3 protein-coding genes and 1 pseudogene are annotated in these 8,148 nt (G+C 39.6%); all 4 read left to right on the forward strand.

The genetic code is table 11. The features are described from left to right. The first annotated feature begins 34 nt into the window (after positions 1-34). The gene (locus BLV53_RS09035; RefSeq protein ID WP_170830804.1) at positions 35-2,257 is read left to right on the forward strand and encodes a bifunctional diguanylate cyclase/phosphodiesterase; all 2,223 of its coding nucleotides are present in this window, start codon (positions 35-37) and stop codon (positions 2,255-2,257) included. A 74-nt stretch (positions 2,258-2,331) separates the two neighbouring features. Then, positions 2,332-3,135: an enoyl-CoA hydratase-related protein gene (locus tag BLV53_RS09040; RefSeq protein WP_090300068.1), complete on the forward strand. Its 804-nt coding sequence runs from the start codon at positions 2,332-2,334 to the stop codon at positions 3,133-3,135. 193 nt (positions 3,136-3,328) lie between these two features. Beyond that, a complete protein-coding gene (gene gdhA, locus BLV53_RS09045; protein WP_090300070.1) occupies positions 3,329-4,690 on the forward strand; it encodes an NADP-specific glutamate dehydrogenase in 1,362 nt (453 codons plus the stop codon). 210 nt (positions 4,691-4,900) lie between these two features. Then, positions 4,901-8,148 (forward strand): annotated as a pseudogene (locus tag BLV53_RS17010) (hypothetical protein); the annotation flags it as partial.

Raw genomic sequence — 8,148 nt, forward strand, 5'->3', positions numbered from 1 at the left:
TCAAAGCCAGTACTGCATGATGGGGGCGCAGAAGATGATTGCTAGAGATTCTTTTGACAAAAGTAGGTATTTATTAGAGAACTTTGAAAAGGCTTTAGAAGAAGGATGGCTTGATATATATTATCAACCTTTGGTTCGTGCGGCTAACGATAGGGTGTGTGACGAAGAGGCTCTTGTGCGGTGGGATGATCCTATTCTTGGAGTCATTAATCCCGATGAGTTTATTCCTGTCCTTGAAGCTGTAAATCAGGTCCACAAATTGGATTTTTATGTTCTTGAAAAAGTATTAGAGAAGATGAAAATCCAGATGACTCAGGGGCTGTATGTTGTGGCTCATTCAATAAATATTTCTCAAATGGATTTTTATGCATGTAATCTGGTTGAGGAGATTGATAAGAGAGTCGAGGCCTCAGGCATAAAAAAGAATATGATAGCAATAGAGATTCAGGAAAGTGTAGTTGCAAGATATAATGAGGAGATAATCAGGCAACTAGATGAATTAAAGCAGTTAGGCTATCAGATATGGGTAGATGATTTCGCTGATGAGGGTTCATGTTCGTTTTTCTTCCAATATTTTGATTGCGACATGATTAAGTTCAGCAGACGTTTGATTGAACAAATAACCATTTCCGAAACCAGCAGAGTTATTATTTCTGAATTTGTACGAGTTGCTTTAGCCTTGGGAATTGAAGTTGCAGCAAAAGGTGTGGAAAATCAAAGTCAGGTCGATTTCCTTAGAGAGATTGGCTGCGCTAAGCTGCAGGGATTTTATTTCTGTCGCCCTATTTCTAAGGAACAGATTTTTGATCGCTATGAAAGGGGCGTTCAAATTGGATTTGAGAACCCGGATGAATCGGATTATTATGCGGTATTAAGCAAGGTAAGTCTATACGATTTAAGCTTTGCCAAGCTGTATGTAAATAAAGATGATTACAATGGTGTGGATGGATTCTTTGATACTTTGCCAATGGCACTTTTAGAAGTAAATAGCAGTTGGATGAGAGTTGTTAGAGGCAATGAAAATTTCAGAAAGTTTATTACTACTGTAGATTCATCAGAGGAAGATTGGAAGAGAGTTGAATTTGATGATCCAAAGGTCAAAACTTCCATTATTATTAATTCCATTAAGCAAAGTGCAACTGATACCAAACGATATATTGTCTCAGATAAGACACCTCAGGGAAAAATAGCAAAAATCATGGTACAGAAATTAGTTGATAATCCGGTGACAGGTGTTTCTGCAGTTATGTTCATTGTTCTTTCTATATCAGATTTGGATTGGCAGGCTCAGCAACAGGAAGCATTTGAAAGGCTGAAGGAGGAGAGGGCAACTTTCTCGCGAATCGCTGCTCTTACTGGTAATATAATCAGCATTTATACAGTTAATCCAAAGACTAACAGGTATTCTGTATATAGAACTGATAAAGGCCTTAAAGTCGACTTTGGCCCAAGCGGTGATGACTTCTTCGAAGTTTCTCGTCGTAATATTGTGTCTAGAATCCATAAAGACGATTTAGATAAATTTATGGAAGTGTTTACAAAACAAAATATTATGATGGACATCATGGAGAATGGATATTTTACCTATAAATATCGTTTAAAGAAGGATAATGATTACATATATGTAATATTAAAAGCTGCTCTTATAGATGAAGTTGATGGAGCACAGCTTATCTTTGGTGTAATTGATGTAGATAAAGAGACCAGAAAAGATATAGAATTTGCCCACACTCTTTCTGAAGCAGAAGACAAGGCCATGAGGGATGATTTGACTGGTGTCAAAAACAAAAAGGCTTATGCAAAGGCAGAGGAAGACTTAAATCACAAGGTTAATGCTGGAAAAGCAGGAAATTTTGCCATCATAGTATTTGATTTAAATAACCTTAAAGATGTAAATGACACTATGGGTCATCAGGCTGGTGATGCTTTTATAAAAAAAGGCTGCGAGATTATCTGTAATACCTTTGTGCATAGCCCTGTATATCGAGTCGGCGGTGATGAATTTGTAGTAATAGCCACTGGAAGCGACTATGATAAGCTTGATGTTCATATGGACACTATTGAAGTACACAATAAAAAGAATCAGAAAAAGGGCGAGGTTACAATTGCTGCAGGTGCTGCCAGATCTACAGGACATGAGCTTGTTGAAAAGGTTTTTGAGCAGGCAGATGCAAATATGTACCTTAAAAAGAAACGTATGAAAAGGGAAATGGAAGAAAACTCAAATAACTTCTATATGCCATACAAATACGATTGACAAAGATTTAACAATGCACTATTATTATATACAAAAGAATTAACTTGGGGAGAACCCAATAGAGGAGGATTACAATGAGCGAATTCAACAATTTAAAGCTTGAGGTTGCTGACGAAATCGCAGTACTTACTATTGCACGTCCAGCAGCACTTAACGCACTTAACAGCGAAACTCTTGATGAGTTAAACGTTGCACTTACAGAAATCGAGGCTAGAGACGATGTAAAGGTTCTCATCCTTACAGGTGGTCCTGACAAGAAGGATAACGCATTCAAGTCATTCGTAGCTGGTGCTGATATTTCTGAAATGGTTAACTTCACAGCAGCTGAAGCACGTGCTTTTGGTATGAGAGCATCAGTTCCATTCTTCAAGCTCATGAACATGAGACAGGTTACAATTGCTGCAGTTAACGGATTTGCTCTTGGTGGTGGTTGTGAAATCGCTATGGCTTGTGATATTCGTATCGCATCTGAGAATGCTACATTTGGTCAGCCAGAGTGTGGTCTTGGTATCATTCCAGGCTTCGGTGGCACACAGAGACTTGCTCGTCTTGTTGGTATGGGACGCGCTAAGGAGCTTATCTTTACATGCGATTCTATCGATGCTAACGAGGCATACAGAATCGGTCTTGTAAACAAGGTTGTTTCTACAGAAGAGCTTATGTCTACAGCAAAGGCTATGGCTGCAAAGATTGCTTCAAAGGGAAGCTACGCAGTATCTATCGCAAAGGCTGCTATCAACAACGGTTACGATATGGATATCAAGAACGCTGTTGAGATGGAAGCAAATCTCTTCGGTATCACATGCTCTACACACGACAAGGCAGAGGGCATGGGAGCATTCCTTGAGAGGCGTGCTGCAACACTTACAGATTTCTAAAATTATTATTTTAGCGAGGCTCTTAGGAGCTTCGCTTTTTTTGGGCTTTTCCAGATATTGGTATCAAACAAATTTATAGCAAAAATTTATTGCACTAAAGTGCTAAATGATGTAAAATCGTCACTAGGTTGCGAGACAAAGACAAATGTCCGCGTGTCCTGAACGTATATCATTTGGAAGGAGAATACACAACATGAATTTTAAGAGTAGTTATTTACAGCGTGTCTATGACGGATTAGAGTCAAGAAACGCAGAGCAGAAGGAATTCCTTCAGGCAGTTAGCGAGGTTTTAGAGTCTTTAGAGCCAGTTGTAGCTGCGAATCCAAAGCTTGAGGAGCTTGGCGTTATCGAGCGTATCGTAGAGCCAGAGCGTATCATCCAGTTTAGAGTATCTTGGGTTGATGATCAGGGTAAGGTTCAGGTTAACCGCGGTTATAGAGTACAGTTCAATTCAGCAATTGGACCATACAAGGGAGGTCTTAGACTTCACCCTTCAGTAAACCTTTCAGTTATCAAGTTCTTAGGTTTCGAGCAAATCTTCAAGAACTCACTTACAACACTTCCTATCGGTGGTGGTAAGGGTGGTTCTGACTTCGATCCTAAGGGCAAGTCAGATATGGAAATCATGAGATTCTGCCAGTCATTCATGACAGAGCTTGCAAAGCACATCGGTGCTGACACTGACGTTCCTGCTGGTGATATCGGTGTAGGTGCTCGCGAAATCGGCTTCATGTACGGACAGTACAAGAGACTTCGCAACGAGTTCACAGGTGTTCTTACAGGTAAGGGACTTTCTTACGGTGGATCACTTGCTCGTACACAGGCTACAGGCTACGGTGTATGCTACTTCACACAGGAGATGCTTAAGTCTGCAAAGAACACATCATTCGAAGGCAAGACTGTTGCAGTTTCAGGTGCTGGTAACGTTGCTATCTATGCTATCGAAAAGGCATATCAGCTTGGCGCAAAGCCTGTAACATGCTCTGACTCTACTGGTTGGGTTTACGATCCAGAAGGAATCGATCTTGAACTTCTCAAGGAAATCAAGGAAGTTAAGAGAGCTCGTCTTTCAGAATATGTTAAGACAAGAACAAACGCTGAGTACCATGACAAGGTAAATGGTGAGCACGGTGTATGGCAGTACAAGGTTGACATCGCTCTTCCATGTGCTACACAAAACGAGCTTAACGAAGAAGATGCAAGGATGCTTATCGCTAATGGCGTTACAGCAGTAGCAGAAGGTGCTAACATGCCTTCTACTCCAGAAGCAGTTGCAGCATTCCAGGCAGCTGGCGTTCTCTTTGGACCAGCAAAGGCTGCAAACGCAGGTGGTGTTGCTACATCAGCTCTTGAGATGTCACAGAACTCTGAGAGACTTCACTGGACATTCGAAGAAGTTGATTCTAAGCTTAAGGGCATCATGGAAGGAATCTTCCACGCATGTGATGATGCTTCTAAGAAGTATGGTATGGAAGGCAACTATGTTGCTGGTGCAAACATCGCAGGCTTCGAGAAGGTTGCAGATGCTATGATTGCACAGGGTATTGCATACTAATTACTGATTTAAATATTTGTTTTTACAAGCCAAGGCTAGGGAGAGGCCTTGGCTTTTTTGTGCTTTTTTATCTTGTGGCAAAAACAACTGGGTTTTGGCAAAAATCATTACGAAAATCTATTTAAATTTAATATTTAGATGCTACAATAACGATATAAAGTCGAAATGTTATAAATTGTCTGATGCTTTAGCAATATTTGAGGTAATGTAATGTCAAAGAAGAAAGTTGAAAGTTTATTAAAAGGAGTTGCAATTACAGGAGCTACTGTTGGTGGAGCTTCCGTGCTTGGTGATGCAAATTTAGCTTATGCTGCAGAGCTTGGCGAAGAGCAGGCTATGGCTGGTGCCAATGGTGTTATTACAGTTGATATAGCACAGGAACAGGCCAAAGAGGTGGTTGAGACTACTGTTGAAAGTGTCAAGGAAGAGGCTACTCAGGAGCAGGCAGAGAAGGGTAAAGAGGAAACAGAAAAGCAGACAGAGGAGGTAGATTCTACTTTGGATGCAAATAGTGATTCAGCAGCCGACTCTAATGCCGATTCTAGTATCGATTCAGAATCAGTTGCTTCTTCAAGTGAGACAATTAATGAGTCAGAATCTGCGCTTGTTTCTAATAGTGAAGTAGCAAGTGAATCAGTAGTTTCGTTATTCTCAGAGATTGCCTCAGAATCTTCAGTGGCAAGCACATCATTGTCAAATGAAGATTCTGAAATTGCATCTACATCTGAAGTAGCGAGTGCTTCTGCTTCAAATGAGGAATCAGTTATTTCTTCTACATCTACATCAGCTTTAGATTCATTAACATCAGAAAATGAAAATATATCAAGCGAATCAACTTCAGAATCTGAAAAACTTGCATCAGAAAGTACAAGTATTTCTACAGCTATGTCTGAGGCTGAGGAACAATTTGAATCAGCTTCTACTTCATTCTCAGAGGCTGGGCTTCAGGATGAATATCTTGAGAATTTAATCAGGGATATTGAAAAGGCAAAGGAAGAGCTTAAGGCAGCTCAGGATGATGCTATTGCCCATGGTGAAAGTCTAAATAAGCTTGGTAATTCAAATGGCTATTACATTGCAGGTGATAAATTAGCGAACCTTCTAATCAAATATGCTTTCTATCAGGAAGGCTATGTAGGTGAGATTACATATAGCGATTGGGTTCTTGATGGATATAATGCCAATAATGTTAAGGTAGAATACATTGATGCGGCTGGAGAGACTAAGTATGCATATTTTGACTATGTAACTGTTGATAATGATGGCAATGCATTAGTTGCTGGAGTTACAACTGGATGGGGACAAAATGATAATTCCAGCATTGTTTCAGGTATTATGGTTGTTAAAAAGACTGTACAGTATACAGATGGTGCTGGAAATGTGCTTACATGGAAATATGATACTGTTACAGGTGCAGATGGTACAGAGCAGCAAGTCTGCAAATACTACTTTAATGGAAAGAAGATATCAGATGATGTAACAGTGAAACTAAATGATGATGCTACATTCACGTTATCATGGGGGATTAATGGGCAAAAAGGTATCTCAGTACAGCAAGAATGTTACAACAACTATGTAGATGCCAACGGTACTTTCTTTAAGAATCTAGGTTATTATTCTACTGCAGATAATGACTGGAACAATACTTTCGTAGGTATTTACGAAAACACTGCTAATGATAATCTTGGTGTAATTAGTAAAAATCGTAATGGATATGCGTCATATCATGATTTAGTTGATGCTAATGGAAATACTGTTAGTATCGTTTCAAAGGAAACTGATGCTCAGAAAAATAAATGGTGTTGGAATATGGAAAGATATTCCGCAATATCCATTGGTGGTACAACATATTACTACGAGAGCTCAAATCTATATAAAAATGGAGATGGAACATATACTCTTGTTGCATACCTTGATGAAGTAAATACAACAGATAAACCACAGTATATTACTCTCAAAGCAGCTCCGGTTACAACATATAACCTTAATTTCAGTGGAAGATTTGTAGCTAAAGAGAAAGCTGAAGAGGATATTTATTATAACTACAAAGGTGAGGAAAAGGATGGTAATTTCCTCGTAAAAGGTGTTGCTTACTTTACTGAAAATGATTTTAATAAAGGAAAAGATGATTATCATGAGGCTAGAAGTGAGGTGACTTCAGTATCAGCTTCATTAAGCAATATTACATCACAGTCAAATTCATGGGCAGCCTCTGTAAGCGAAAGTGTAGAGGCATCACAAAGTGTATCTGCAATTAGAAGCCAATCTATTTCAGAGAGTGTAGCAGCTTCCGAGAATACATCACAGTTAAGAAGCCAGTCACTTTCAGAAAGTGCTGTGGCATCAGAGTCAGCATCTACATCAAGATTATTGTCTTTGAGTGCATCAACATCAGCATCTGAAGCAATGAGTCAGAGCATTTCAGATTCACTTAGTACAAGCCTTTCACAGTATATAAGTGAAAGTATATCGTTGAGAGATAGCTTGAGCAATTCTGCAAGCAATGTGGCTTCAGAGTTGGCATCTATATCAACATCATTAAGTGAATCTTCAAGTGAAGTTGTATCAGAAAGCCTTTCAGTGAGTGCAAGTATTGCAAAATCAGAATCTGAGTCTACATCAGATAGTAAAGCTGCTTCATTATCTGAAAGTGTTTCTGAAAGCAATTCAAATAGCAAAAGTTTATCAGAGTCTTTAAGTGCATCAGAAAGAATGAGTGAGCTAGAGAGCTTGTCTTCATCAACAAGTACAAGTCTTTCAGAATCAGAAAGTGCCTCAACAGCAGCAAGCCTGTCAGCTTCTAATTCAACAGTGGAAAGCCAGGAGGCATCAAATAGTGCCTCAACAAGTGCATCAGTGGAAGCAAGTAACTCAGTATCAAAATCAGAATCAACAAGCATAGCGCAGAGTGAGTCTGCAAGCACAGCGGCATCAGAGTCAGAGTCAACAAGCATAGTACAGAGTGAAACAGCAAGTACAGCAGCATCAGAATCTGAGTCAAGAAGTATAGCACAGAGTGAATCAGCAAGCACAGCAGCATCAGAATCTGAGTCAACAAGTATAGCACAGAGTGAATCAGCAAGTACGGCAGCTTCAAATTCTGCATCAGTAAGTACAAGTATCTATGAAAGTAATTCAGCATCAGAGAGTTTAGCAGCATCATTATCTGCAAGTACATCAGATAGCATAAGAGAATCAGAGTCTTTAAGTGCATCAGAAAGAATGAGTGAACTAGAGAGTTTGTCAGCATCAACAAGCACAAGTCTTTTAGAATCAGAAAGTGCCTCAACAGGAGCAAGCCTGTCAGCTTCTAATTCTACAGGAGCAAGCCAGGAGGCATCAAATAGTGCCTCAACAAGTGCATCAGTGGAAGCAAGCAACTCAGTATCAGAATCAGAGTCAAGAAGTACAGCACAGAGTGAGTCTGCAAGTATAGAAGCATCAGAGTCAGAGTCTAC

It is taken from the genome of Pseudobutyrivibrio sp. ACV-2 (genome assembly GCF_900107545.1).
In the GTDB taxonomy this organism is placed as follows: Bacteria; Bacillota; Clostridia; order Lachnospirales; family Lachnospiraceae; genus Pseudobutyrivibrio.